Genomic DNA, 26,537 nt, shown 5'->3' with positions numbered 1-26,537 from the left:
GGTCGCGCTCCTGCACTATGGTGTCAACGCAGCAACTGGAGGAAAGTATGGTGAAGAGATCACACACGTATCGCCCGCTCAAACGGGTGCGCGGGCAGAGCATCCCGCTCCTGGCCCTGATGATCGTCGTATTAATCGGAATGGTTGCGCTGTCGGTTGACGTCGGGCGCACCTTCTCTGAGGAACGACGCGCTGTAGCGGCAGCTAACGCTGCTTCGCTGTCGGCGATGAATACCTATATTCGCCGACCGGCCGGGACAACTAATACGGTTATCTACGACTCGATTGTCAATTCGCTTCGCTCAAATGGGATCGATGTGGCCAACAATCCGAATATTCGGATGGAGGCCTACTATTTGAATGCCCGTGGCGAGCCGATTGAGGGTGGCGCCCAAATCACCCGTGATGGAACGGTAGCGCCAGATAATGTAGCCTACATTCAGGTCAATTTAAGGGGTGAAGTAGACACCTTCTTCGCCCGGGTCGTCAATCAGAACCAGTTACCGATTGGCGCAACCTCCTACGCTGGTACCTGTCCACCCACGGATGGTGTGTATCCGATTGCGATCAACAATGACTATATTTCCGGCAACGAATTTCGCAATCCGGGCGATCAAAACGGTGATGGAACGATTGATAATAACTGGCAAAAGTTCACCAGTGGCACATACAGAGGCTATACCAAAATGCGGCTCTACGTAGCCGACAATAACGTGCCCGGTGGCTTTGGCTGGTTACGCTGGCTTGACGGGCGTGGAGCAAGTGGTGCTAATGCCAACAGTGCTCAGGAGTTAGAATATGCGCTGACCGGCACCGGTTCACTCTCAAAAGGGTTCATGGAAGTCACACCCTGGCCGGCCCCCAATTTACCCCAGCCTGCCGGATACCCCGAACGGCCCGGGCAACTGAATGTCGGCGACTGGGTCTATGGTAGCTCTGGCTTCACTGCCAGCAATGATCGGCGGGCGGCACTCGATGCGCACATTAGCAACAGTACGCGCATGATCCTGCCGATCTACGATGTTGCTATCGGTCAGGGGTCAAATGCAGCCTACCGTGTTGTCCGCTTCGGCCTCTTCGTGCTCACCGCATATGGACGTGAAAATAACCGCCCCTACATGGATTTCATCTTCCTCGGTAATCCTGAGCGGCAGGGTACGGCTTGCTCGGCTACACCACCACCACCTGAAGATACCAACATCGTGCGTCTGACTGGTAGTGTTGAGCTGTGGCCGGAGTACCAGATTGTAGCGAATGAACGCCCACCGGTACAATACGTCGTCATTCTTGACGTCTCAGGGTCGATGAACATGGATTTCTCCGGTCGTGGGAAGGTCAACGGTAGGACCGAACAATGCCTGAGCGGTCCTCCTGGATCGCCCCCCCCAACTGGCAGATGTAACGGTTCACCCCCATATCGATGGACACCGCTAGAAGAACGTCGGATCTACGTGGCCAAGGAAGCTATCCGGCTCCTGATTGAACAGACCAATATGCCCGGCAATGCAGGGTATGATCCAACACGTCCAATCGACCAGATGGCATTGATTTGGTTCAATGAGAGTGTTCCTTCTACAAATCGCTTCGGTTTCAGCTCAGATCCGGCAGCGCTAAAGAATGCGGTGCTAAACGCAGGAAAGGTGAATAACGATCCGTATCAAGTGCAAGGTGGTACTAACGGTACCGGCGGGTTGTACCGCGCTCAGCAATTACTGCAAAGTGCTCCTACCAAGACCAATCAATTAGGGCGTGAGTGGATCTATCGGCGGGCAATTATCTTCGTGACCGATGGTGTTACTAACATCTTCTTTGATGCTGGTAACGGTAGCCTGATTGGTGGGCAGAGTAACAACAACACATATCCCAACGGGCACATCTGCAAAACGATACCGAATGTGACCGACAACGCTGAATGCCAGACTACTGAAGTTGGCGGAACATACCTGGGCATGGATCGCCCTATTACTCAAATGGTACAGCGCGCACAGCAGATCAAGAGTAATCAGTCGATCCAGACCGACATTTACGTACTTGCCATTTCATCTATACCGCCGACTGGGCTCCGAGATGGCGTCGCAACTACACCACGCCACTTCTACATTGCCGAAACCCTGACACGTGGAGCGGATGGGCTAAACAATGTAGACCGTATTATGCTGGCTATCAACGCTGAGGTTGAAAGCGCACCATGTATCAATGGTAGCGATGGTGAATGGCGTGGAACTATCCCTGGTAATCACTTCCAATCGGTTGGTGGTTTGAGCTATCCGAACGTGGGTGAGGTTATTCTCGAAGACTTCTCGACCGGAAGTGTTTATCGGGCACCAATTGTGGCCGGTACCGATGGTCGGGTGCGCTACACCTTCGAGGAGATTCCACGCGGTACCTACCGCTTGCAGGCCTATCTCTTCTACCGCCACCCGCTCGATCCACCCACGGCGATGCCACGGATGTATAGCCAGCTCTTCAACGGTAGTGCGAGCCAGTCTGACATGGTGGTTGTGCTTGAACCAAATGGACAGGGAGCCGGCTTCATCTCAACGATTGAGCAGAATCTGCGCTTGCGCCTTGACGGGAATGTATGTAGTGTAAACTAGGTGGGTAGGATTGCCGCAGAGATGCCATTGCGCGTCTCTGCGGCTTTTATATTATCTGTCGTCATTCCCCATCAACCACGCTATCAGTTTCATACTGGCTGCGAGGAGGTTCCCAATGAGAGTTGACCCACGTTGGCACCGATCAGTACGCCTGCTTGCATTCTTCTTCATCGGTGCTGCGTTACTGCTTGTACTTCTGCCACCGGTTGCTGTGCAGGCACTCGAGGATGAAACTGGAGTGACTGAAATCATTGACAATACCCAGGCCGAGTTTGCCGGTGGGATATTCCAACGCACAGTCGTCGCAGCAACGCCTGACTCACCAGCAAACCCTGATCAGATCGGCGCCATCGAGCTGGCACCTGCAGGAGCCCTGAACCGCAACAACTGGCGTACTGCTACTGCAATATTGCCACAGGCATTGAGTGATGCGCCGGTCGTCGCCCTGGATCGATACCTGTTTGTGGTCGGTGGCGCTACCAGCCCGATTGCTAACGAGGACAACCGTTCATCCTACGTCTATCGCGGTATTGTTGATCAGGAATCCGGTGAACTGGAAGCACGGGCAGAGCCGTATCCTAATGGTAACGACACGTTTGCTGCATTTCCGATCCAACCCACCGACCCCGGCCCTGATTGCGACACACCTCTGGCAGGACGATCACGGGCGGGAGCAGTTGCTGTACCGGCTTCAAGCGGGACAAATCTTGGCTACATCTTTGTGATCGGTGGCAGTATGTACGATGCTAACTGCCTGCTATACGACTTTTCCACCAATCTGGTGCAACGGGCAACAGTAAACGCAAACGGTGAGCTCACTGGTTGGAACGCTTCGGACAGTTGGCGTTTTCCGACCCTCGATGGTAATGGCAATATCATCACTAATGTAAACTCCCCCAATTTACGCGGGGTGCAAAATGTACAGGTCGTTCACGTGCGTACCAGCGCTGGGAACGACTTCATCTATGCCATCGGCGGACTAAGCATTGCACCGGCTCAACTTTTGCAAGAAGATATTTATCCTTACGTCTTCTACACCAAAGTTGACCCCAATGGTGATCTTGTCCACCCAACCTCTGCCGGATCGGCGACCGTCTGGGCCAGACTGTCCGATCTGCCATTTGCCCTGCATTCCGGCACGGCTATCGCAGCCAGCACAACCCGTATCGAAGGTGGCGTGCCGGTACAGAAAGATGCTATCTTCCTGCTTGGGGGGTGTACCGATATTGAGTGTACGACACTGAATACATCAGTATACCGGGCCGACATCGATCCAACGACCGGCGTACTGACCTGGACAAACCAGGTTGCCCGTACCGGTGGCGGCGGTAGCCAGGCGATCAGTATTCAGGGACGTCAGGGTGTTACCGGCATTAGCTTCAATAACCGAATTTACTACGTGACCGGCTCGACATCAACGGGCACGCCGGGAGCTGCCGGGGCTACGGCGACTATTCCGGTTGCCATCTACAACGATCAATTCCTGCTCGAAGATTTAACCGGTGGCAGTAACTATTTCGTAGGGTTTGACGAGAATAATGACTATGTTCTTCCTCAACCGAATCGTCGACTCAATGCGGCTGTTGCGCTGGTACCGGCTGTACCACCATCAAATGGTTCGGCGCAGGCAAATGCGGCATGGATGTATGTTATCGGTGGTTCAAATCAATCAAACCAGCCAACTAACACCATCTTTGTGGGCGGGGTCGGTGGTGCAAGCGAGACAACCGGCACAGTACGCGCCTCAGAAGGCTGGTACTACTCACAACCATTTTCTGTCTTGACCCAGGGAGAAACTTCGCGGCTCCTGGCAATGAAGTGGTTTGCTGATCTGAATCCACCACTAACCAACCCTGAAGCTGATATTCGGATTCAGTTCCGGGCAGTGGTGACGAGTGGTACCTGTCGCGAGAGCGATTTCAACCCATCAACATCCACCAGCAACCCATCACGCTGGCGTGATCTTGATGGAAATACCACCGATCCTGTGTTACGCTCCCAAAACGGCGAAAATGTTGTGCGCCTGATCAATGCCTTCCCCGATGAAGAGATTCAGGCGACCTGTATGCAGTATCGAGCACAGTTCATTCAAGACCCTGGCCTGAATTCATACACGCCGAAACTGCTGTACTTCGCGGTTGAGAAGGTCGTGGCAGCGAAGCCCGATATTTTAATCGACACCTTCAACGTCCAGACGAATAATGGGAGCTTTACGAACATTGCACTCACGCTACGGAATCTGCGCAATGATAATCTCAGTGCTACCCGTAGTGTGGTGGCCGCCGTTGGTGGTGGTGGTTTCTTTGTCGATCTCTGTATCGCAAAACGAACCAATCCATCAACACCGGCATTAACGGCAGTGCCGGCACCTGATCCGAACGCCGGCGCAGGTGCGACCCCGGCCTGTGCGACGGTATCGGCACAAGTGCCGAAAGAAGTAATGGATGCAGGGGCTACCTATACCGTTCCGTTCACCAGTTGGGTCTCCGCAAGTGAGGGTACGCCTGTTGACTGGAATGCGATCTTCGGTGAACCAGGCACATACGACATTGGGATTGTTGTTGATTACAATGCCCTTACCGGTGAAGACTCACAGGGACGCAGCAACAATCGGGGCGAAAACGTTTCACCGCCGAATGGTATCATTCGGACCGTCACGATTACGGCACCGCCGAACACCAATCCGTCGAGTTATGACATTTTTGTACCGGTGATCCAGCGCTAACAGAGTGGAAATTGGGGTGTAGGGTAATCGTAGTGAGTACTGGGGAAGAATTATCTTCCCCAGTACCTGTGTCTGCTATGGCTGGCATGGATATGGTTAGAAGTATGGCATTCTTTTGTTGTCACTTTCGTACATGACCTCTGTTTGGGGGAAAGCAAGGAGACTTTATCGCCGTATACAACTGTAGTACAAGTACAGTATTATCTCATCACTATTCATCCTTGCTTCGATAGTCCGCGCAGATTGCCAGTCACCTGATATAATAAAATCTGTGCAAACACCAGCTCTGATCATCGTGACCGGTCATCCGGCAACCGGTAAAACCACTCTCTCGCAAGCGTTAGCCACCGGCTTACGCCTCCCGTTGCTGAGCAAAGATACCTTCAAGGAGTTGATGTTCGATGGGTTAGGAAGGTCGGATCGGGAATGGTCACGCCGGGTGGGTGCAACCGCGATCATGATGCTCTACCATACTGCGGCAACAATCTTGCAGAGTGGTCAGTCGCTGATTATGGAGAGCAATTTTCGGGTAGACCTCGATACCGAGCGGATGCAAAACCTGCACACAATTGCCCCCTTTACTCCGATCCAGATCCGCTGTGTTGCCAGCGGTGATGTCCTGGTTGAACGTATCCTCTCTCGGATCGCGCAGGGAGCGCGTCACCCCGGCCATTGTGATGATCGATCGCCGGACGATCTCGAACTGGTGCGAAGCCGCGGCGATATTCCACCATTACCGCTCGGCGGGCCATTGCTGACGGTTGACACCACCTTTCCCGAACAGATCGATATGAATGCTATCGTGCAATGGGTACGCCAGCATTTGCAATCAGGCACCGCTGTCTTGTAGTAGCGAGGAGATCATCACCATGAGGCCGGCTATTATTCATCCTACCGCAACGGTCGATCCACAGGCCCAAATCGGCGATAATACGCGAGTCTGGCACTGGACGCAAATTCGCGAAGATGTGGTTATTGGCAGCGAGTCGATTATTGGTAAAGGCTGTTATTTCGACGCAGGTGTTCGGGTTGGGAGCCGCGTCAAGATTCAGAGCAATGTCTCGGTCTTTCGCGGGGTCACCATAGAAGATGGCGTCTTTGTCGGACCACATGTCTGTTTTACCAATGACAAAACACCCCGTGCAATCAACCCTGACGGTACGTTGAAAGGTCTGGAGGATTGGACGGTCACCCCGACCCTGGTGAAGTACGGCGCCAGTATCGGCGCAAACGCGACCATTGTCTGTGGGGTGACAATTGGACGTTTCGCAATGGTTGCCGCCGGATCGGTCGTTACCCGTGATGTTCCTGATTATGGACTGGTGATGGGTAATCCGGCCCGGCTGGCCGGTTATGTCTGCCCATGCGGAGTACGTCTGCCAGGTGGCCCAATCCGCCAGAGCGAGGCACGCACCTGCCCGGCATGTGGACGGGTGACGGTGATTGAAGAGAACAGTTAACGTATCGTCTGCGACGTTGAAGGCAGAACAAGTTCAGCACGCGCCGCGTCCCACAAGCCGAGCGGCGCTAGCTCGATTTGACCGGTGACCGGATCAAGCAGCAAGACTGCACGGGTGAAGTACTGAGCAATACGACGACTGCCATCGGCCAGGCGGGTCTCGAACGGTTCGCTCAGCGGCTCACCAAACATGAGATAGGCGCCGTTTCGCTGCCAGAAGTCAGCGAATGGTCCGGCAGGCCAGGAAATGGCCTCCCCAATTGCATCGGCTCCGCCATACGCACGTGCGGTCATCGCCTCGCTACCCAAGGATGCCATGCGCACGTAACGAACGGTATCGCGCTGCGTCTCATCAATCTCAATTACTGCGCGAGCGAAGCGCTGGCGGAAGCCGGTTGTCGTTGCCTCAGCCGGTGCTAATGGCACCCCAAACCGCGCTTCACCACCAAGCGCACGCCAGAAACGATAGATCACAGCCGGTACCGTGATGTTATTAATTTCTCCCGCTTCGGGCAAGAGCAAGACATCTTTCGCATGCTGCAAAACGGCCTGCAAGCCGGCCAGATTCTCGGCGACTTCCGGCTGATTACCGGTCACCAGTTCCGGGGTAATCGCGGCAATCCCCAGACCAGCCGCCCAATCGTGCATACCGCCGGTAATCGTGTAGCGATCCCAAAAGCGGGCATACTGATAGTCAGCAGCCGCAGCGTAGATTTGGGCCATCGCGATTGAGGGCGGATGTTCGCAACTGGCCGGAAAGACTAATCCAGCGTTCGAGTGAAGAAAGATGGCCCCTGCCGCATCCAGCAAGAAGGCCCGGATGAGCCTGCTCTCGATCTGTGAGTCGGGGTAAGGACCGCCGGTATCCGAGACAATCCCTCGCGCACCCTGCACACGCTGTCGCCAGTCGTTATCTGGACAGGCATCGTGGGACGTGTCCATATTCCGATTCAGATCAACACCAGCAGCATCAAACCGCCAGCCCCGGGCCAGACCATCGGGATTTAAAACCGGAATAATGACCAGACGTACTTCGGGCGGGATAGCGGCAGGGTTGGCGCGAAAATGTTCGATCAGCGCCAGCGCCAACTGATAGGTATTGGCCTCCGGCGCACCGTGCGTAGCGCCGATCACGACCAGTTTACGTGGACCATCCCCAAACACGACCGCCTCTATCGGACGCCCCTCAGCCGAACGGCCAATCTCGACCGTGCGGACAGGCAATGTCTGCATCGGTGATAACCATGACCACCAGGTGGTGGTAACGAACAAGAAAATGACGAGATATTGCATGCCAGTCTCAGTACCAGACCCGATTAGGGTCATCTCAACGAGTAGAAAAACAACCTCTTACAGCCGCGCTTCCTCTTTCAGGCGCAAATAGGTATTCACAACCGAAACGGTTAGGGCCGTCGCCGGCACATCGAGCGTCAGCGCACCACTGCGCTGTATCTGATCAAGGATCATTCGCCGTTCATCGGCCAACTGTTCTGCGACTAACCGGCGAAACAGAGCCTGACTATCCTGTACCGGATGGCCGGCAACGCCGGTAATGTTGGGATCATTAATCGTCACACACAGCGGTAAATGCCGGCGCGACAACCGGCGCAGATGGCTAATAAGCGGCTGGGCAGCCGCCGGATGCGAGAGATCGGTAAAAATAACAATCAGAGCACGCCGCTGCTGGTGTTGATCGAGATAGGTTAAGGCTGCCGGCAGATCAGCTTCTACCAGTTGCGGCTGGACATTGTAGAGCGCAGCGAGGAGGCGATGGAACTGTGCCTTACCCTTGCGTGGTGCGATAAAGTTCTCAACCTGACCGGTGAAGGTGAGCATACCGGCATAATCACCTTTGCCAAGGACAACAAAACTGAGCATCAACGCTGTATTCACAACGTAGTCGAGGCGGGTCAGACCGGGATCATCAGGATGCGCCGGATCTGCCACCGGTGCCGCCATTAATCGCCCGGCATCAATCACTACAATGACGTGCTGACTGCGCTCGGCCGCAATCTCGGCGACAATTGGCTGCGCACGCCGGGCAGTAGCCTTCCAGTTAATCCGGCGATACTCGTCGTTGGTCGTATAATTGCGCAGATGCTCAAATTCGCCCCCCTGCCCCAATTGCCGGATCGAGCGCAGACCAATCGTGCGTAATTGACCGCGTCGGATCAACAGATCGTATTTGCGCACTTCCAGCAGATTTGGGTAGACCTGCACCGGTCGGCTTGCCGGAAACCGCACCTGCCGCCGATGACAACCGAGTACTCCGTCGTAACGCATGACAATATCACCAAACTGATAATCACCACGACGTTGTGGGCGCAGATGATAACGCAGCTCACAGAGACCAAACGGCCCGGCTTCGCCCGGCAGCAGATCAACATCAACCGGCATCTCGACCGGATACTCATCGCGCACAACAAAGCGCAATGGTCGGGCCGAGGCATTGGCTACCAGAATGGTGACCAGATTGGCCGTGCCTAGAGAAAGACGCGACTCGTGTAGTCGCTCAATGTCAATCTGGTCAGGTCGCGGTGAGAGCAGGACATCGCTGACCAGTACACCACCAACTACCACCAGGTAGATGACTGCGACCCAGGCCAGATACGGTACAAACGCTGCACCGGCAATCAATGGCACAGCCAGCAATACGAGTATGAGAAGGCGTGGTGTTGGAAGCATACAGTCTGTTTCATATGGTCAGCTTTGCCCTGATCTATTATAATCGACTGGGATCACCATGCGGAGAAAACGATTGCAGGAGTCATAGCGACATTACCCATTCGGTGAGCACGTATCGGGGTGATCCGGTGACATCTGACGGGCACCACAGGAACAATAGCACAGACTCCAATCTGTGCCTCATCTGATGGATGATACGACAACTGCCTGCCATACCAAGACGGGCATACAATCTGATAGATAGCAGTTACAACTCATTTCCATATCATCGACATGCTTTTTCAGAAATACTTTCCATCAACCATCTGGCACCGTCTCCGCACCGTGCCGCTGCGGGAATGGCCAACCCTGCCGCTTTCCACTGCAGAAGGTTCGCTTATCTTTATGGCAGCCTTCCTCATCTCAGCCGCCCTGGGTGTCGTGCGCCAGATACTCTTCAACGCGCACTTTGGGATTGGTGAAGAGGCGGCAGCGTTATACGCAGCATTTCGTCTCTCGGAAACGATCAGTACCCTGATAGCCGGTGGTGCATTGACCAATGCGCTGGTGCCGCACCTGTTACTGGCTGCACGTACCCATCAGCGTACAATCTCGCTATTGGTAAGCCGGGTGCTCACCCTGATGCTGGTCGTTGTCATACCCATTACCTTTGTCCTCTGGCTGGCTGCCCCACCGCTGCTCCGCTGGTTCGTCGCGCCAGGACTTGATCCGCAGACGCAGGGGCTGGCTACGTTGTTGACCCGAATTATGCTCGCCGAACTTGTGCTCCTGGTCGCTGAAGGCGTGCTCAGTGCGGTCTTGATTGCCCGTGGCCAGTTCTTCTTACCGGCAGCCGGAATTGCCCTGCGCAATACGATGATCATTCTCACGCTGTTGATGCCGGAACCAACCATTATCACTGTCGCCATCGGCTCGCTCGGCGACTCGGTCATTCAACTGCTGATTCTGATTCCTGGTCTGTGGCACCATCGTTTGCATGTGCGTCCGGCCTGGCAGATCAACGACCCACTGGTACGCGGCACACTCCGCCTGGCCATTCCCGGCGCCATTTCAGGCACTATTAACTACAGCAATGCCATCGTTGACACAGCGATTGCCAGCCTGGGTGGTCAGGCTGCCGGCTTAGGTGCGATGCACAACGCGCTCTTGCTTGGTCACCTGCCGCAACGGCTATGCGGCATTGCAATTGGTCAGGCTGCCTTTCCGTATCTCGCTGCAGCGGCGGTCAGCCGTGATCGCAAGCTGTTTCAGCAATGCTGGCTGACCACCATCACAACTGCGGCTTTCCTCGCGGCAATGAGTGCACTCGCCCTGATCGGCGGAGGACGCTGGTTGATCCGTCTAATCTTCGAGCGTGGAGCGTTCGATAGTGCTGCGGGCGATCTGACTTTTGCCATTCTCCAACTCTTTGCGCTTGGGCTACCGATCTACGTCATCGTCGAGATCACCGGGCGTGCTCTGGTAGCCCTCGGTGATGCCCGTACCCCACTACTTGCCAACGGTGCTCAGTTGCTGAGCCGGATTGGCGTGGCAACCTTGCTATGGCCGATAGTGGGAGTGCTGGCAGTGCCGATAGCTACTGTTGCCAGCGGAATTGTTGAAGTAAGTATTCTCTGCGGCATCTTGTGGAGACGGTTGTATATGGTGACGGAATGGCATACTATCGGCGACTCAACTGTACCGGTCATACGATGCACGGCAGATCACGAGCAGGGTAGCAATCAACAGAGGTAACTATCAGGATCGAGTTTATTGATTACCTCTGAGTATCAATAAATCTTCTCGTTTAATATGATAGGAATGAATTATGATATAAAAAAGCATCGATCTCGCGTCGCAGGAGAGCGCGATGACACCAGCAACCACTCCATCCGATACCCCTGAGTCGCGCTGGCCGGAATTGAGCACTGTAGCGGCAATTGACATCCTGGAGCAATTGCCTTTCGCAGTATGGATTGTCAATACCGGGCATCTTCTCGTCTACGCTAATCCGGCTTTTATTACTCAAGCTCCACCCGGTATACCTGTTCCGATTCGTACCGGAGCGCTCATGCTACCGGACGAAAGTGATGTCACCCAGCACCAACGGTGGCGACAGAACTATCAACGCGCTCTTGATGGTGAGCATGTCACGATAACCATCAACAAAACCACCTATCACCTGCAATCGATCACGATAGACTCGGTACGTAAGTGGATTTTCGGCTACGCCAGCACCTCCCCGACCACAGAACGCGACACGCTCTTTCGGGCTGCGATTGAAACACTGCCCGATCCATTTGGCATGTATGAAGTCATCCGCAACCCGCGCAACCAGATCGTCGATGCGCAAATCATGGTCGTCAATGCTGCTATGTGCCAGATTACCGGGTATCGACGCGAAGAACTGCTCGGCCAGCGCATGCTCGATCTCTGGCCCGAATTAGCCAACGACGGCACCTTTGCCAGTCTGCGTCACCTGGTTGAGTCAGGAGCACCGGTACGACGAACCACGACCCTGCTTGATCGTCATGGTGTGCAGCGGCATATTGAATTGCACGCCGGCAAGCTCGCCAATGGCTTCGTCTCGATCTGGCGTGATATGACTGCTCAGCATCAGCTCGATCAAAAGATACGTCAGCAAGCCGAACTCCTTGATCAACTTGTTGATGCCGTTATTGCGACCGATCTCCATTATGTCGTTACCAGTTGGAACCGTGGTGCCGAACGCATATACGGCTGGTTGGCTGACGAAATGATTGGTCGGCAATTAGGTGAGCGTCTTGAAACACGCTTCGCCGACACCAATGCCGAAGATGCTGCGGCAATCCTGTGGCAGAGCGGACGCTGGGAGGGTGAAGTTGAGCAACGGCGACGCGATGGGCAATATGTGCCGATCCATTCTGTAGTTGTCCTGATCCGTGATGAGCAAGGCACACCCACCGGCATCGTAGCCGTCAACCGCGACATCAGCGAGCGTCGTCATTTCGAGCAGTTGCTGATGAAAGCCAATCAGCGCCTCGAACAAGCCATCGTTGAAGCTCGCCGCCAGACAGCCGAAATCATGATGGTCAACGAATTACACGACCTCTTGCAGGTTTGTCAGACCGCAACGGAAGCGGCGGAGGTCATCTCCTTCAGTCTGCAACGCATCTTTCCGCGCCAGAGTGGGTATCTAATGGTACGTCAGGCCGGAAAGGCCAATCTCAATTTACTGGCCCAATGGGGCGAAGCAGCCCATGCACCGCCAACCATGACCATCGATGAATGTTGGGCGTTACGCCGGGGATTAATCCATCGCACCTGCACCAGCACAAGTATTCGCTGTCCACATATTCACAGCAACACCCCGGCCTGCACCTCCTGTATCCCTCTTGTTGTGCAGAGTGAAATTTACGGTCTGTTGCACATTGCCGGTGAGGAGCTACCAAGAAGCGAACTGATTGTTATGACCGGCGATACGATCAAACTGGCGCTGTCCAACCTCGAACTGAGAACCACCCTACGCGAGCAGGCGATCATCGATCCCCTGACCGGCCTCTACAATCGCCGCTATCTGGAGAGCAGTCTGCCGCGTGAGCTCCACCGGGCGCAGCGCGAGCAGTTACCGCTGACCATAGCGATGATTGATATTGATCATTTTAAGCAATTCAACGATACGTATGGCCACGACGCCGGCGACGTTCTCTTGCGCGAACTGGCCGTACTTTTTCGCGGGTATCTACGGCAAAGTGACCTGGCATGTCGTTACGGTGGTGAGGAATTTGTCCTGATACTACCAGGAGTCAATCGGGAAACTGCCCGTACCCGCTTACAGCAACTCGCCAATACGGTACAGCAGCGCCGAATCACGTTTGCCAACCAACTGATAGGACCGGTGACCATATCGATTGGCTACGTTACGTATGAGAGAGGTGAGTATCACATCACCACCCTCATCCAAAACGCCGACGCCGCGCTTTATGCAGCCAAGCGCGGCGGACGCAATCGCGTGATTGATTTTGCCGATCTACCGCCCGACCAGGGGGATGAATGACTTGATGGGGGACTGCGTTACGGTTACGCCCACCCCATTACTGAAATCACTGCATACCAGATCATTGCAGGCACGCAGGCGTAACGTATACTGACCCTGATCGAGCAACACACTGTTGTTGAGCAGCGGCAACATCCAGACCACACCATCAGAGCGTCGTGCTTCGACGTCGTAGCGCACTGCACCATTGACCGGCGTAAATGAGAGCTGGACTAGCGGTCCACCATTGCTGTTCAAACCAAGCAATGTCGGTGGTTCGAGATTGGCAGATGGGGCAGCCGAGCCATACTCAAACGCACCGAGATCACAGGCGCCAATCCGCGGGGCACCGCGCTGATCGGTCGGGGGACAACTGGCACCGGCGTTGATCGCCGGACTACCGGACAGCAAGGCAAGCGTAGGCATTGGGCCGCCGTGAGCGGCAACTGTTGTATCAACTCGCGGATCGGCCTGCGAAATCCCGGAAGTACAGGCCCGACCAACCGGACTTTGCAGATTACGACTACCGCGAAACGTGCCGAAGCATTGCACCGAGTCGTGTGAACTACCGATTCGGTTAGCAGCCACAATGACATTCCGTAACTCAACATCGGCACTGTTGTTCGAGGTATTGTAAATACCACCACCCAGCCGATCTGCGTAATTATGCGCCACAGTTACATTCACGACCGTTGCCTGACCACCGCTGAAGTAAAGACCACCGCCGTTCCCCTTATCGGCATTCGGCGCATCGGCCCGATTACCGACGACGGTCAAATTGCTCAACAAAGCGGTATTCCAGCCCGCATGGAATGTCGATTGTGCGACCAGAATAGCTCCGCCAATATCTTCAGAGCGATTATTCACGAAGGTTGAGTCGCGTAGGGTTAATGGCCCATTATGGTGAACCAGCGCACCACCACTCGCCCGGCCATTACTGTTGAGGTACACCACGTTATCGGCAAAAAAGCTACGCTCGATTTCAGAGCGATCAGGATGGTAGAGGTATGAATACACCGCACCACCAAAGTTACGAGCCTTATTGCCGGTAAAGATACTGTCCCGAATCAGAATTCGTCCACCAACATCGCGCGGGCCGGCACCATCGTTGTAGATGGCGCCACCGAAGCCGAAATTCGCTACCACACCGCCGTGCGAACTATCATTATTCCGAAATATCGAGCGCAGCACAGTGATCGGACAACGCAGGTTATAGATGGCACCACCGTTAATGCCCCGATTATTCTCGAACAAACTATCTTCGATATGCAACTGACCGAAGTGCATCGAGATCGCCCCGCCGCCCTCTTCATCAGTGCCGGCAGTGCTATCGTTGTCACGGAAGATACTATTGTAAATGAAGACTCGGGCATTGAGACCCGCCGAACGGATTGCGCCCCCTTCCACACTTCGCCCATTAACCAGAGTCAGATTACGAATAGTGAGGGTCACATTGTATAGCCAGATAATCCGGGTACGTCCACCACCACTCAGCGTCACCCGGCCACCCTGTTGAGGGCCACCGCCGTCGATCTCGGTATCCTGACGCAACTCTAATTGACTGGAGAGGGTAATAGTGACAGGTTGAGGGCCACAGTTGAAGGTGATCCGACCGCCGCCAGCTATAGCAGCCCGTAGTGCGGCTTCGGTACAGCTCGCTGGGGTACCATTGCCGACGACACCAGCAGCTCGAACGGGTGTTGCTGTCCAGATGAGCAGGATGCTAAGGGCGATCAGCCAGCGTACCGAATATGAAATTTTCGTCATTGCAAACCCTACCTCGTTGGTGTGAGATGAAGTTTCGTTCATCTTGAAGATAACCAGCATATTCAGGCAGGTCTACATGACTTTTTGGCTATATATGCATATAGGACTGAGGGTAGAAAGGGAGTACTGGATGACAAAATAGTAATGTAACCAGGTTGCTACCTTTATTACCACAGAGGTGCGGAGGGCACAGAGGATGGGGATAACCTGAGATGCTGTCTTGAGGCGTGACGTAGCGCGTCGATAAGAACTAGCGGCTACCCACTATCACGTCCGTCCTGAGTGGTACGGTGCATCGCTGCCGGCCACCAGCCAGGGGGTGAACGGTGACAATCCATCTCCTCGGCAACGATCCGTAAGGATCATCTGCATGCTACGGATGGGCGGGTTCCGTAAGAGCAGATTCCGTAGGGGCGGGTTGGCAGGGGCAGGTTCCGCAGGGCGGATTCCGTAGGGGCAGGTTCAGAACCCACCCCTACGGAATCGCTCAAACAACCGGCCCCTATCCACTCCAGGCAAACCACACCTAATCATCACCACGCTGATCCATCTCTGCCCGTTCGAGTGCGCTGCCGATACTGAAGTACTTCGCTTCTGGATGATGCACGACGATGGCAGCCGTACTCTGCTCAGGCACCAACTGGAAGGCTTCGGTCAGCGTTACCCCGATCTCTTCGCCGGGCAAAATCTGCCAGAGTTTGGCATGCTCGGCCAGATCAGGACAGGCCGGATAGCCCCACGAGTAGCGCTTGCCACGCCGTTCATCAAGGCCCAGACCCTGGCGGATGATGCGGTTGGTATACTCTGCCAGCGCCTCGGCCAGGCTGACGCCCAGGCCGTGGATGTAGTAGCTACGGCTGTAGTCACCGCGTTGTTGCAGGGTTTCAACCAGCTCATCAACCGCGCTACCCATGGTGACAATCTGGAACGCTGCCAGATCGTACTCTCCACTCTCCACGCTGCGGAAGTAGTCGCTGATGCAGAGCCGTTCACGGGCAGGTTGGCGCGGAAAGACGAAGCGCGTTAGTTCACGACGGCGATCTGCCGGATCGTAGACAATCAATTCAAGCCCATCACTCTGTACCGGGAAATAGCCGTAGATGACACGTGGCTGAAGCCAGCCATCGCGCTCGGCTTCGGCGATCAGCTCACGGACTTTTTGATCGAATTCGGCACGCAGACGCTCCCACTCGGCACCTTTAGCGTTCTTTGCACCCCACTGTAAGCGATACAGACTGTTGCGGTCGAGGCACTCCACAACGTCACTCAGGCGAATACGGCTGGTTGCCCGCCATCCCCAGAACGGCGGCACCGGTACCGGTACGTCGGTACGCACAGCCGAGCGCACACCATCAGCACTGGCTTTTGCTGCTTCACCCAATTCGGTGAGCGCAACCCGACCGGTTACGCGCCGATGGAGCACATTCGCCGCCTCGCGAATTGTCTGCTCAATAAACTGTTCGCGTGTCGCCGGATCGCTCAGGCGATCCATCGTCTCCAATCCCTCAAACGCATCCTTGCAGTAGAAGACTCCAGCAGGATACGGCTCTTCATCATCAACGAAGGTGATCCGCTGACCGTACTGGCGGTTAATCGCCGCCCCACCCACCAGAACCGGAATATGAATGCCCCGGCGGTACAGCTCCTGGACACAGAGCGGCATCTGCTTACTGGTACTCACCAGCAGCGCCGAGAGACCGATGGCGTCGGCCTGTACTTCGAGCGCTTTCTCGATAATTGTATTAATCGGCACCTGCTTACCGAGATCGTAGACGGTGTAGCCATTATTCGAGAGAATGGTGTAGACCAGATTCTTGCCAATGTCGTGAACGTCACCGTACACGGTGGCAAGCACTACCTTCCCCTTACTTGCGCCTTCGATCCGATCAAGGTAGCGTTCAAGGCGGGCAACCGCCTTCTTCATCGCTTCGGCACTCTGCAAAACAAACGGCAGGATGAGCTGACCGGCCCCAAACAGATCGCCAACTTCTTTCATAGCCGGCAACAAAACCGTATTCAGTACATCAACCGCAGCCTGCCCTTGCGGTGAGGTGCCGTGTTCGTTGCGTAGCGCTGCTGCCGGATCACTCAAGCGCAAGCCGTTAGCCTGCAAGCGTTGATCAACCGCCTGATCGATATCGTCTTCAATTCCTTCCTTCTTTCGGTGTAGGATTTTCCAGTGCAGACGCTGATCAACTGTCATCGCAGCAGTCGGGTCTTCGCGTTCATTATCCTGAGAAGCCCCATGCTGCTCGAAATAGGCGATGAAGCGCGCCAGTGCATCTTCGCGGCGGGCAAAGATCAGGTCTTCACACACTTCGCGCTGAGCCGGATCGATCTCAGCATACGGGGTAACATGCGCCGGATTGATGATCGCGGTATCCAGGCCGGCAGCTACAGCGTGATAGAGAAAGACCGAATTGAGCGCAGCACGGGCATGCGGGGCAACGCCGAAGCTCAGGTTGCTGACACCGAGCGTGGTGAAACAGCCGGGGATGCGTTGCTTGACTAGGCGAATTCCTTCCAGTGTTTCGATAGCCGAATAGCGCAACTCTTCCTGACCGGTCGTTATCGGGAAGGTCAGCACATCAAACACCAGTGCTTCGGCAGGAATACCGTATTCGTCTTGAGCGATGCGGGCGATGCGTTCGGCAATGGCAACCTTGCGTTCAGCAGTGTGGGCCATGCCCTCTTCATCAATGGTCATCGCGATCACGGCTGCACCGTAGCGGGCTGCCAGCGGCAACACCTTATCAATCTTGGCGCCACGACCACCTTCAAGTGAGACTGAATTGATCAGCGCACGACCGGGATAGATCGACAAGGCCGCTTCGAGAACATCGGCCTCGGTGGTATCGATGACCAGCGGTAGCTCGATATTGAGCGTCAGCTTTTTGATCAGGCGCGTCATCTGCTCTTTTTCGTCACTGCGCTCGGTCGTAGCGACACAGACATCGAGCATATGCGCGCCACTCTCAACCTGTTCACGGGCGACTTCCAGAGCGCCATCGTAATCATCACGCAGCAGTAAGCGCTTCACCTTCCGTGAACCGAGGGTGTTCAGGCGCTCACCGATCATGGTTAAGGTTGCGTCCTGGCGCAGGGCGGCAGCCCGAATCCCCGAACTCACACTCGGAATATACTCAACCTGCCGCTGCTTCGGGCGCGGTATGTCACCCAATATCTGGCGCAAGCGGGCAATGTGGGCAGGACGGGTACCACAGCAACCACCAACCACGGAAACTCCATACTCACGAACAAACTCACCCAGGATAGCCGCAAACGGCTCTGGCTCCATTGGATAGACCGTGCGGCCATCAACTTCTAGCGGTAAGCCGGCGTTGGGGATACACGAGATCGGTTTGCGCGAGTGGGCAGTGAGATACTGAATTGCCGCCCGCATATGTTCGGGGCCGGTACTGCAATTCAACCCGATCACATCAACCGGCATTGCTTCGAGCGTCGCGATCATGGCCGGCACATCAGTACCGAGCAACATACGACCCGACAGATCGAGAAACACCTGAGCCTGCACCGCAATATCGGGTCGCTGAAGATCAATCTTCGCCCGTCGAATGCCGTCGAGGGCAGCTTTGACTTCAAGAATATCAACACTCGTTTCGACTAGCAGCAGATCAACACCACCCTCGATCAGACCGATTGCCTGCTCGTAGTAAATATCCGACAGCTCAGCGAACGTAATATCACTCAGCGCCGGATCATCGGAAGAGGGCAACTTACCGGTTGGCCCCATCGAACCGGCAACATAGCGTGGCCGACCATCACGAGCGGCGAACCGATCAGCAACACGACGGGCCAACGCGGCAGCCGCCCGATTGATCTCGACCGTGCGTTCGCCCAACCCCCATTCGGCAAGCCGTGGACGGGTGCTCTGGAACGTACACGTCTCAAGTACATCACAGCCAGCCTCAAGAAAAGAGGTATGGATCGCTTCGATCACATCAGGGCGCGTGATCACCAGATAATCACGACAACCAAATGTCGCTTCGCCCCCGTAATCAGCGGCTGTCAGGTCGAAGGTATCAATCGAGGTGCCCATTGCGCCGTCGAAAATCAAAACCCGTTCGGCTAACGCCTGAAGATAGGTTGGTCGACTCACAGTTGCCTCACCTGGAATATATAACCGTTGCCAGACTCACACACGAGCGCCGGCGATGATCCAAAGCGCCGGCGCTCATCACATCTAGTAGCAATAATACCCGATATGCAGCAGGATTTCAAAGGGATGCGGGCCAACCAACCCGCAGTGACATTCAGCAATGAGTATGCCCGTATCGCAGCGCGTACCTGCCAGGGTGAGAGTGGCTCATACGAATATCAACTGCCACTCGTCACCATCATCACCGGAACGAACGAGGGTAGATCGACTTCAATTCAATGTCGTCTGACTGTTCGTCACCAGATAGATCACGCGCTCACCGATATTTGTCGCCCGATCAGCAGTCCGCTCAAGTGCATGCACCATATCAAGGAGATCAAGCGCTGCCTCAAAACGATCCGGGTCTTGCCGCGCCTCGGCAATGATCAACTCGCGCAGGGTATCTTCCATTTCATCAACCCGTTCATCGTGCGCCGTCAGCGAGCGGGCCAGATCAGCGTCCTGCCGCAAAAACGCCTCCAGGCTGGTATTCAACATTTGCAGCGCCAACTGCGCCATCTCGTGAATCTGGGGAGGGGGTGGAATGAAGACTGCGCGCCGCGAAGCACGCCGTACCCGTTTGGCAATACTATTCGCGTAATCACCAATCCGCTCTAGCTCACTGGCGATCGCCGACACCACACTGGTGAGACGTAAATCAGAAGCTACTACCGGCTGTTGGGTGGCCAGCACGTGAATCACACTCTCTTCGAGCGCACGCCAGGCCTCATCAATCTGCCGATCATCGTTGATAATCTGAGCCGCAGCCGTCGAGTCCCACGTCTCCAGACAGCGAATCGCCCGTAGCAACTGCTGCTCGACCATGCTAAACATCCGCAGCAAATCTTCGCGCAGGGCACTGATCTGCCGAATATATCGCTCGCGCACCATTTGCGTATCCCTCCCTCAGCCTGGTATGGCTCGATGTCACGTGTACCTGCACCACCACGTTGGACAAACCGGTACTGAACAGTCCAAGATGCTCTCATTATACTTGAAACCTCATCAGTGTGGCGCGGGATTTATAGCGCGAAATAGGAGGTAGGAGCGAGGAAATAGGCGAGAGGAGAGGGGAGATAAGAGAGAGGAGGTAGGGAGTAGGAGAGAGGAGAGGGAAGCCGCATTAAGCAAACCGGTGATGATGGCACCTGGAGAGGGGAAATAGAGAATTAGGAGAGAGAAGGGAGTTGACATGTTCGTGTGCGGGAAAGATGTCTGCGCTACTGGTTGTTGTCTACCGATCTCTTTGCTCAGTCCCCCACCAATCTCCCCTTGACTGTATGATCAAAGCGTGGTAGAATAGTGTCAGTTTTACACCAAAGAAAGGAGGGGAGTTATGGCCGCAATTAAAGACCTGGCCCAGCGCAGTACACCATTTCTCGCCTATCTGGAGGCGTGGTACATGAGCCTTCCCCAGGTCGATCTGGCGACGATTGTTGGTAATACCCCAGAGCGCGTTGCTCTCTGCTCGATTGATATGATCAATGGCTTCTGCAAGGAGGGGCCACTGGCCGGCCCACGGGTTGGTGCTCTGATTGAGCCGGTTGTGCACCTCTTCCGGCGCGCTTACGACCTGGGGGTACGCACGTTCGTGTTAACGCAGGATACGCACGATCCGGCGACACCAGAATTTGCCGCTTATCCACCCCACTGCCTCGCCGGTACTGCCGAGAGCCAGACGATTCGTGAGCTGGCCGAGTTGCCGTTCGCCGATCAGATTGTGGTGATTGAAAAGAATTCGCTTAGTTCACATCTCGGTACCCGCTTTGGGCCGTGGCTGGCCGAGCATCCCCAGCTTGATACGTTTGTGCTGGTTGGTGATTGCACCGATCTCTGTGTGTATAGTGCGGCTATGCACCTGCGTCTGGAGGCGAATGCGCTCAATCTTAAGCGGCGGGTTATTGTGGCGGCAAACGCGGTTGATACGTTTGACACGCCGGTAGAAGTCGCACGCAACCTCGGCATCTACGCTCACGACGGCGATCTGCACCATGTCCTCTTCCTGCATCATATGGCACAGAATGGTGTGGAAGTCATGAATATTGCGTAGCCGGTAATGGCAATGGCGAGGCTCTAGCCGGTTCGTGCTCCGGCGGGCAGCGGCTAGAGCCGGTGCTGTGGTAGGGTAGTAACCCAGAGAGCACAGGCTGCGTCCTGTGCTACATTTTTTATGTCCCACAACCCGGCAAGTGACCGCCGGTATCTTCAATACAGCAGGATGAAGTTGTATGTTGCCCTCGCTTTCGTGAACGTTCGACAAACTTTACGCAGAGGTCAAGCTATTCGTTGTGCAGGAGTGCGGACTATTGTGATTTCCCTTCAGCAAACTATCGAACGCTATCAGATTTTGGTGTATCTTATCGCCATCGAAGCCGGTTTAGCGACCGGGGTGCTTTTTCCGCATCATCTTTCCGCTATTGAAGCTGGTCTGTGGCCGTTGCTTGTTATGCTGCTGTATGTAACGTTTACGCAGGTACCGCTCGCACATCTACCGCACGTATTCGCCGACCGACGCTTTCTGATCGCAGTCATGACCGGCAATTTTGTGATCATTCCGCTGCTGGTGTGGGGGATGATCCATTGGTTACCCGACAACCCGGCGCTACGTCTGGGAGTTCTCCTCGTTCTGCTGGTACCCTGTACGGACTGGTTCATCACGTTTACCCATCTTGGCGGTGGTGATACACGATATGCCATTGCCTTTTCGCCGCTGAGTCTGCTGTTGCAATTTCTCTGTCTACCTCTGTACATCTGGTTGTTTCTCGGCGATCAAGCCGGTATATTAATGGCTTCACCGAACATTATTGGGGAAGCGACAGCGTTAATTGGCCTTCCGCTACTGGCAGCAGCGGCAACTGAAGGATCGTTAGCCACAAACCCCGCACGCCGACGCTGGTTGCAGCGGTTAGCGATGTTCCCTATCCCTCTGCTGGGATTGGTACTCTTTACCGTTGCCGCAACGCAGGCCAACACTGTCCTGAATAGTTTCAGGATGCTGTTGCCACTGCTTTTGATCTTTGCCAGTTTTCTGGCCCTTGCCTGCTTACTAAGCTATACACTAGCCGTCGGCTTGCAGCTACCGGCTTCGCAAGGGAGAGTGCTTGCCTTCAGCTTTGGCACCCGCAATTCGTTTGTGGTGCTGCCAATTGCGTTGACATTACCGCCAGTCTATGATCTTACCGTCGTCACCATTGTGTTTCAGTCATTGGTGGAACTGGTCGGGATGATCGTCTTTTTGTGGTTTGTTCCCCAAAAGCTATTTCCAATACACCAGGGACAACATCATATCAATTCCTGACCAATCCTGGGCATCATCGCCGAGACGATCACTCGCCACCTGTTAACCCTTGCATGGTGCTTTGCTACGTTGTCAACGCTGCACCGGTACAATCACCCAGAGAGATGGACTTCCGCTCGCGTTCATGCTTACCGTTTACCGGGGTCACGTACCGGCAAGGAATCCGCCACAATCTGCACCTGTTCATGAGCATGGTTGGTGCGGCAGCATGGCTGCCGCACTCCAAACGACGCGCTACGAGCAACCCGACTGGAAACAGTATCCCCGCCGGAAAGAGATTCGGCTACTTGTTCAGCGGCGAACACCGCCAGCGTGATGGTGCGATCACGAGCGATAGCTTCTATCGCACTTTAATCCAACACCCTCGATACCAATGCGCATCGCCGGGGGGTAGCTCTCACAACCAGAAGGGCGAGCTGGCAGCCAGATGCGCACAGGGCAGGCAAAGATGTTATATCCGCCTGCCCATAAGGTAAAGCCAATATAGATTCCAGACGAGTACTCAAGCAATCTTGCGGGTGCGCTTTGACGAACGAGGGGGTGAGGGCAATGCAGGCTCGTTCTTTGCCGGCTCTGCCGGTGCCTCACCTGCCTGCGCCTCATCGAGCGTATTGGTAATGTAGTCGCACTTCGGGTAGCGCGAACAGCCGTAGAACGGACGGCCAAATTTTCCTCGCCGGCGCAGTAACTCACCCTCGCCGCACTTCGGGCATTGCACACCGGTCGGTTCGGGAAGCGGTACCGGCTTGCCGTCACGCCCGATCCGGCGGGTGTTGTTGCATTCAGGATAGCCCGAACAGCCGAGGAAGGGACCGAAGCGGCTCTTTTTGATCACCATGGGCCGGCCACAGATATTACACAGTACATCGCTCGTCTCAGGTGTACTGGCCTTGTCAATCACAATCTGGCCTTGTTCATCACGGTGAAAATCACTGGTAAAATCGCACGACTCACCGTCGCCTTCGCGGTTGTAGCGCGAGCAGGCCAGAAACTCACCGTTCCGGCCAAAACGAATCACCAGTTTCCCTTGACCACACTTCGGACAATCGAGATCGGTGACGATCTCTTCGCGTTTGACATTGCGCATCTGGCGCTGCGCCTGTTCAAGCGTTGAACGGAAGGGGCCATAGAACTCGCGCAGCACCGGTACCCACTTTTTCGATCCTTCCGCAATATCATCAAGCTGCTGTTCCAGAGCCGAGGTAAAATCGTAATCGACAATGTTGCCGAAATGCTCTACCAGCAAATCGGTCACCACCCGCCCCAGCGTCGTCGGGATCAGCTTCTTATCGACCATCTCGACATATTCACGTTCCTGGATTGTCGAGAGAATAGAGGCGTAGGTACTGGGCCGCCCGATGCCAAGCCGCTCCAGCTCTTTCACCAGACTGGCCTCGGTGTAGCGTGGCGGCGGTTCGGTGAAGTGCTGGATCGGCAACAACTCAACCAGTTGCAGCACTTCCCCTTCAGCCAATGGCGGCAAACGCCGTTCACTGTCTTCGTCTTCTTCGCCTTCATCGAGGCTTACGTTGTAGACGGCGAGAAAACCGGGGAACTTGAGCACAGATCCGGTGGCGCGGAAGAGGTAGGCCGGCGCACCGGCAACGACCGGTGTTGCAGCAATGTCAACGGTTGTGCTATCGAAGACTGCCGGTGCCATCTGCGAGGCAATAAACCGCTTCCAGATCAGATCGTAGAGCCGCCACAAATCGTTTTCAAGCTTTCCACTCAACTGGTCGGGCAAGCGGGCGCTGCTGGTTGGCCGAATCGCCTCGTGCGCCTCCTGGGCGCCCTTTGCCTTCGTCTTGTACACCGGCGGCTGATCGGGCAGATACTCTTTGCCGAAACGCTTGCCAATCACATCACGCGCTTCGGTTTGCGCTTCCGCAGCAACCTGGACGCTGTCGGTACGCATATAGGTAATCAGACCGACCATCCCGTCCTCACCACCAATATCAACACCTTCGTACAGACGCTGGGCGAGGGTCATCGTCTTCCTGGCACTAAAGCCCAACTTGCGCGCTGCCTCTTGTTGCAGGGTGCTGGTGGTAAATGGGGGTGCCGGACTGCGCCGCTTGTCACGCCGCGTCACCCGCACGACGGCGTAGGCCGCCCCCTGCAGATCGGCCACAATCGCCTCGGCCTGTTCGCGGTTCTCGATTGAGAACTTTTCGAGCTTCTTCCCATCGCGCTCAATCAGAACCGCCCGGAAGAGATCGCGCGGGGCAACACCGGCCTCTTTGAGCAAATCGGCTTCGATAGTCCAGTATTCCTGCGGTTGAAACTGCTCGATCTCCCGTTCACGCTCGACAATCAAGCGCACGGCAACCGACTGCACACGTCCAGCGCTTAAGCCTCGCTTTACTTTATCCCAAAGCAACGGGCTTAACTGGTAGCCGACCAGCCGATCAAGCACGCGCCGGGCCTGCTGCGCTTCCACCAGATTCTGATTGATCTGGCGCGGTTGTTGCAGCGCCTGTTGCACAGCATTGCGGGTAATCTCCTGGAAGACCACCCGATACACCGGCGTCTTCTTCGGTAGCTTGACCGCTTGCGTAATATGCCAGGCAATCGCCTCACCTTCCCGATCCGGGTCAGTCGCCAGGTAGACCGCCTCGGCGTTGCGCAAAGCCTGGCTCAGCTCACTGACAACCTTTGGCTTGACAATCTCATACGAAGGCGCAAAATCGTGTTCAATATCGATTGCAAGGCCGCTCTTGGGCAGATCACGCACATGCCCCATACTCGAAGCAACCTTGTAGCCTTTGCCCAGATATTTTTGAATCGTCCGCGCCTTTGCCGGCGACTCAACAATCACAACTTTTTCACCCATGATAATTCCTATTATTATGTAATGTCAGTCTTTCAGTCTCGTCCATCTTGCTCTCGCACTATACGCGGCCCGTGCCAGCTTGTCAAGAACGATTCGGGGGCAAGAGCAGGTAACCCGAGCAAAGATGTTGTATCATAATAGTACGGTTTTGCAGCAAAGGAGAACCCCCATGCTTAGTGAGAAGATTCAACAGGCATTGAACCGCCAGATCACCTATGAATATGCCGCTTCGTATACCTATCTGGCTATGGCCGCCTACTTCGAGTCGCTCTCATTGACCGGCTTTGCGCACTGGTTCCGCATCCAGAGCGAAGAAGAACGCGAGCACGCTCTCCGCTTCTTCGACTACGTGAATGACCGTGGCGGGAGAGTAACCCTCGGTGCAATTGACGAGCCGCAGAACGAGTATGCCTCACCACTTGACGCCTTCGAGCATGCACTGGCGCATGAACAACGGGTTACAGCGTCGATCCATTCTATTTATGCACTGGCCGCCCAGGAGAACGACTACGCCACGATGAGTATGTTGAAGTGGTTTATCGATGAGCAGGTTGAAGAGGAGAAGAACGCTGACGAGATCATTCAGCACCTTAAACTCATCGGTAATGATGGCGTTGGTTTGTTGATGCTTGACCGAAAGCTGGCCGAACGCGAAGATGAGTAGCGGAGGACAGAGAACGCCTAATGTAGTGTTCAATACGTAGATGTACGACCGACGAGTCGGTAGATTATCGTCGGCGTGGTCGTATGGGCACGGTGTGCCGTGCCCATACGGTTCCTGTCGTACCGATAGAAGCGACGCATGCGTCGCCCCTATCGACGGCTAGCACTACATCGTGCAGGTGCTGTATCAGGGTCATCGCTGGTTGGTGGGTGATGGGGCGAACATCCCGACCCCTTCATCCTTCCCCGCTCACCAGGCTCACGTATCGGCACGGCAAACCGCTGCGACCAGCGCCTGCCGGTACGCACGGCTGGTGCGGCAGCCACGCTGCCGCACTCCATACCACGCACCACGGG

15 protein-coding genes are annotated in these 26,537 nt (G+C 55.2%); 9 read left to right on the top strand and 6 right to left on the bottom strand.

All coding sequences use genetic code 11. The features are described from left to right. Positions 1-47: 47 nt before the first annotated feature. The 4 genes from VAE57_RS10800 (at position 48) to VAE57_RS10785 (ending at position 6,782) form a co-directional block, all read left to right on the top strand. A complete protein-coding gene (locus tag VAE57_RS10800) occupies positions 48-2,597 on the top strand; it encodes a VWA domain-containing protein (protein ID WP_322821889.1) in 2,550 nt (849 codons plus the stop codon). Positions 2,598-2,712: 115 nt separating this feature from the next. After that, on the top strand, positions 2,713-5,322 hold the full coding sequence (locus VAE57_RS10795; RefSeq protein WP_322821888.1) for a hypothetical protein: 2,610 nt from the start codon (positions 2,713-2,715) through the stop codon (positions 5,320-5,322). A 271-nt stretch (positions 5,323-5,593) separates the two neighbouring features. Then, positions 5,594-6,172 carry an AAA family ATPase gene (locus VAE57_RS10790; RefSeq protein WP_322821887.1) on the top strand — a complete coding sequence of 193 codons (579 nt, stop codon included), beginning with the start codon at positions 5,594-5,596 and terminating at the stop codon, positions 6,170-6,172. A gap of 19 nt (positions 6,173-6,191) precedes the next feature. Further along, positions 6,192-6,782, top strand: a complete 591-nt coding sequence (locus VAE57_RS10785; protein WP_322821886.1) for an acyltransferase — start codon at positions 6,192-6,194, stop codon at positions 6,780-6,782. Here VAE57_RS10785 and VAE57_RS10780 read toward each other — a convergent pair. Further along, positions 6,779-8,014 (bottom strand): M14 family metallopeptidase, encoded by a 1,236-nt coding sequence (locus VAE57_RS10780; protein ID WP_322821885.1) that lies wholly within the window; start codon positions 8,012-8,014, stop codon positions 6,779-6,781. The genes VAE57_RS10785 and VAE57_RS10780 overlap by 4 nt on opposite strands. Positions 8,015-8,131: 117 nt before the next feature. Then, the gene (locus tag VAE57_RS10775; RefSeq protein ID WP_322821884.1) at positions 8,132-9,466 is read right to left on the bottom strand and encodes a DUF58 domain-containing protein; all 1,335 of its coding nucleotides are present in this window, start codon (positions 9,464-9,466) and stop codon (positions 8,132-8,134) included. A 273-nt stretch (positions 9,467-9,739) separates the two neighbouring features. Between VAE57_RS10775 and murJ the strand changes: the two genes are divergently transcribed. Together murJ and VAE57_RS10765 are read left to right on the top strand one after the other, a co-directional pair. Continuing rightward, positions 9,740-11,200 carry a murein biosynthesis integral membrane protein MurJ gene (gene murJ, locus VAE57_RS10770; RefSeq protein WP_322821883.1) on the top strand — a complete coding sequence of 487 codons (1,461 nt, stop codon included), beginning with the start codon at positions 9,740-9,742 and terminating at the stop codon, positions 11,198-11,200. Between the two features lie 115 nt (positions 11,201-11,315). Continuing rightward, complete coding sequence (locus VAE57_RS10765; protein ID WP_322821882.1) at positions 11,316-13,481, top strand: diguanylate cyclase; 2,166 nt, start codon at positions 11,316-11,318, stop codon at positions 13,479-13,481. Here the strand turns inward: VAE57_RS10765 and VAE57_RS10760 are convergent. The 3 genes from VAE57_RS10760 to phoU form a co-directional block, all read right to left on the bottom strand. Then, on the bottom strand, positions 13,455-15,227 hold the full coding sequence (locus VAE57_RS10760; protein ID WP_322821881.1) for a choice-of-anchor Q domain-containing protein: 1,773 nt from the start codon (positions 15,225-15,227) through the stop codon (positions 13,455-13,457). The two genes, VAE57_RS10765 and VAE57_RS10760, sit on opposite strands and share 27 nt — an antisense overlap. 526 nt (positions 15,228-15,753) lie before the next feature. Then, positions 15,754-19,347, bottom strand: a complete 3,594-nt coding sequence (gene metH / locus VAE57_RS10755) for a methionine synthase (RefSeq protein WP_322821880.1) — start codon at positions 19,345-19,347, stop codon at positions 15,754-15,756. A 270-nt stretch (positions 19,348-19,617) separates the two neighbouring features. Then, positions 19,618-20,277, bottom strand: coding sequence for a phosphate signaling complex protein PhoU (gene phoU, locus VAE57_RS10750; RefSeq protein ID WP_322821879.1), 660 nt, complete (start codon positions 20,275-20,277; stop codon positions 19,618-19,620). Positions 20,278-20,722: 445 nt separating this feature from the next. Here phoU and VAE57_RS10745 point away from each other — a divergent pair, with 445 nt between their 5' ends. Both VAE57_RS10745 and VAE57_RS10740 read left to right on the top strand, forming a co-directional pair. Continuing rightward, entirely contained in the window at positions 20,723-21,436 is a 714-nt protein-coding gene (locus VAE57_RS10745; protein ID WP_322821878.1) for an isochorismatase family cysteine hydrolase, read from the top strand. A gap of 258 nt (positions 21,437-21,694) precedes the next feature. After that, positions 21,695-22,684: an arsenic resistance protein gene (locus tag VAE57_RS10740; protein ID WP_322821877.1), complete on the top strand. Its 990-nt coding sequence runs from the start codon at positions 21,695-21,697 to the stop codon at positions 22,682-22,684. Between the two features lie 502 nt (positions 22,685-23,186). On the opposite strand, the gene topA is transcribed toward VAE57_RS10740, so the two are convergent. Beyond that, positions 23,187-25,517, bottom strand: a complete 2,331-nt coding sequence (gene topA / locus VAE57_RS10735) for a type I DNA topoisomerase (RefSeq protein ID WP_322821876.1) — start codon at positions 25,515-25,517, stop codon at positions 23,187-23,189. Positions 25,518-25,686: 169 nt separating this feature from the next. Between topA and VAE57_RS10730 the strand changes: the two genes are divergently transcribed. Continuing rightward, positions 25,687-26,181, top strand: a complete 495-nt coding sequence (locus VAE57_RS10730) for a ferritin (protein WP_322821875.1) — start codon at positions 25,687-25,689, stop codon at positions 26,179-26,181. Positions 26,182-26,537 lie beyond the last annotated feature (356 nt).

The organism is Chloroflexus sp. (genome assembly GCF_034434295.1).
Taxonomy (GTDB): Bacteria; Chloroflexota; Chloroflexia; order Chloroflexales; family Chloroflexaceae; genus Chloroflexus.
This window is presented reverse-complemented; position numbering and strand designations above follow the sequence as displayed.